The 2614-nt window shown below is 72.1% G+C and carries 4 protein-coding genes; all 4 read left to right on the forward strand.

Features of this window, described 5'->3' with window-relative positions:
- On the forward strand, positions 1 to 562 hold a 562-nt coding region (gene pdxT, locus SACSA_RS22525), incomplete at its 5' end, for a pyridoxal 5'-phosphate synthase glutaminase subunit PdxT (RefSeq protein ID WP_048876676.1).
- A gap of 25 nt (positions 563 to 587) precedes the next feature.
- Positions 588 to 1337, forward strand: a complete 750-nt coding sequence (locus SACSA_RS0111150; protein WP_019815918.1) for a YebC/PmpR family DNA-binding transcriptional regulator — start codon at positions 588 to 590, stop codon at positions 1335 to 1337.
- 119 nt (positions 1338 to 1456) lie between these two features.
- On the forward strand, positions 1457 to 1996 hold the full coding sequence (locus tag SACSA_RS0111155; protein WP_019815919.1) for a DUF4262 domain-containing protein: 540 nt from the start codon (positions 1457 to 1459) through the stop codon (positions 1994 to 1996).
- A 95-nt stretch (positions 1997 to 2091) separates the two neighbouring features.
- Positions 2092 to 2614, forward strand: a 523-nt coding sequence (ruvC, locus tag SACSA_RS22530; RefSeq protein ID WP_019815920.1) for a crossover junction endodeoxyribonuclease RuvC, incomplete at its 3' end; no start/stop codon positions are given.

Here is a 2614-nt window from a genome sequence, read left to right on the forward strand (position 1 = left end):
GGCCGCGCTGGAGCGCGCCGGTGCGCGTGCCCGGCCGGTGCGCCGCGCCGGGGAGCTGGCCGAGGTCGACGGTCTCGTGCTGCCCGGCGGCGAGTCGACCACGATGTCGCGTCTGCTGGCCTCGTTCGAGCTGCTCGACCCCCTGCGGGAGCGCGTCCGGTCCGGGATGCCCGCCCTCGGTTCGTGCGCGGGGCTGGTGCTGCTCGCCCGCGAGGTGCTCGACGGCAGGCCCGACCAGCACCAGCTCGACGGCCTCGACGTCGTGGTACGGCGCAACGCCTTCGGCAGGCAGGTGGACTCGTTCGAGACCGACCTCGCGGTCCGGGGTGTCGACGACGGGCCGGTGCACGCCGTGTTCATCCGCGCCCCGTGGGTGGAGAAGGCGGGTGACGACGTCGAGGTGCTGGCGCGGGTGCCCGACACCCCCGAGGCCGGTGCGGCGGCCGATAGGATCGTGGCCGTCCGGCAGGGGCGGGTGCTCGCCACCGCGTTCCACCCCGAGCTGACCGGCGACGCGCGGGTCCACGGGTTGTTCGTGCGGACCGTGTCCGAGGTCGCGTAGTCGCGCCGAGAGAGTTGGAGGAGAGATGAGCGGCCACTCCAAGTGGGCCACCACCAAGCACAAGAAGGCCGCCCTCGATGCCAAGCGTGGCAAGCTGTTCGCGAGACTGATCAAGAACATCGAGGTCGCCGCGCGCACCGGCGGGGGCGACCCGGACGCGAACCCCACGCTGTACGACGCCATCCAGAAGGCGAAGAAGAACTCCGTCCCGCAGGACAACATCGAGCGCGCGCGCAAGCGCGGCAACGGTGAGGAGGCCGGCGGCGCCGACTGGCAGAACATCACCTACGAGGGCTACGCGCCGAACGGTGTCGCGGTGTTCATCGAGTGCCTCACCGACAACAAGAACCGCGCGGCCTCCGAAGTGCGGACCGCGCTGACCCGGCACGGCGGCTCGCTGGCCGACCCGGGTTCGGTGGCGTACCTGTTCAACCGCAAGGGCGTGGTGCTCATGCCGAAGAACGACCTCACCGAGGACGACGTCCTGATGGCGGTGCTCGACGCGGGGGCCGAGGAGGTCAACGACCTCGGCGACAACTTCGAGATCACCTCGGAGGCCGGTGACCTGGTCGCGGTGCGCACGGCCTTGCAGCAGGCGGGCTACGACTACGAGTCCGCCGACACGAGCTTTCTGCCGACGGTCACGGTGCCGCTGGACGCCGACGGCGCGAGGAAGGTGTTCCGCCTCATCGACGCGCTGGAGGACTGCGACGACGTGCAGAACGTCTACGCCAACTTCGACGTCGGCGACGACGTGCTCGCCGAGGTCGGCTGAGTCGCGCCGGTGCCCTCGCCGGGCCGTGCCGGGGTGGTTCGCGACGCCGCACCGGCACACGAGCCCGCCCGGTGCGACACGGCACCGACAGGTGTGTCCGCGCCGGGCGATGCGGCACAATGTCGGCCGTGACTGTGGAGCCCGCTACCGACGACGGTCAGGAGACCGAAGCCGACCAGCGACTGCGTGAGTGGATCGTCGCGCAGGCCGAGGCGCGCGGCAACGCCGTGGTCGCGGTCCCGCCGGACGACCACGGCGCGGGATACGCGTTCACCGTCTGCGCGTGGGCGATGCACGGTGTGCCCGAGGCGGTCGTGGTCGGCCTGCCCGACGAACTGGCCACCGTCCTGCTCGACGCCTACGTCGACCGTGCCGCCAACGGGGAACGCTTCGAGTTCGGCGTGCTCTACGACGACTTCTTCGACGGCGTGCCCGTGACCTTCGAAAAGGTCGCGCGGGGCCACTACCCGGAGTTCTTCGGCAGTGCCTTCCTGGTCTACCCGGAGGGCGACTTCCCGGCCGTGCAGATCATCGTGCCCACGCCGGACGGTCACTGGCCGTGGAGTCCGTCCGCGCCGCGGGGTTTCGCGCAGTGGCAGCCGGTGCTCACCGTCAACGGTCTGCCGGAGAACTGGACCCCGGGCACCGACGGTCCCTGACCGCGCCGCGTGGCGTCGGCGTGTGCGCCGCCGACGAAGCCGGGCGGGAGGGTAGTGTCCGGCGTCGAACTGGTGTTCGTGGAAAGGACCGACTCGTGCGCGTGCTGGGTGTGGACCCCGGACTGACCCGGTGCGGGCTCGGGGTGGTCGACGGCGGACTCGGCCGCACGCTCTCCTGCGTGGCCGTCGACGTGGTGCGCACCCCGGCGGAACTCGACCTGGCCGCCCGGCTGCTGCGCGTCAGCGAAGGGGTGGAGAGCTGGCTGGACACACACCAGCCGTCCGTGGTCGCCGTCGAGCGGGTGTTCAGCCAGCACAACGTCCGGACCGTCATGGGCACGGCGCAGGTGGGTGGCGTGGTCGCGCTGGCCGCCGCCCGGCGTGCGATCCCGGTCGCCTTCCACACCCCCAGCGAGGTCAAGGCCTCGGTGACCGGGTCGGGGCGCGCCGACAAGGGCCAGGTGGGCACGATGGTCGCCCGGCTGCTCGGCCTGGCGGCCAAGCCGAGCCCCGCCGACGCGGCCGATGCCCTGGCGCTGGCCATCTGCCATCTCTGGCGCGCGCCGATGCGCTCGCGGCTGGCCGAAGCGGAGGCGAAGGCGGCCGAGCTCGCGAAGG

It is taken from the genome of Saccharomonospora saliphila YIM 90502 (assembly GCF_000383795.1).
Taxonomy (GTDB): domain Bacteria; phylum Actinomycetota; class Actinomycetes; order Mycobacteriales; family Pseudonocardiaceae; genus Saccharomonospora; species Saccharomonospora saliphila.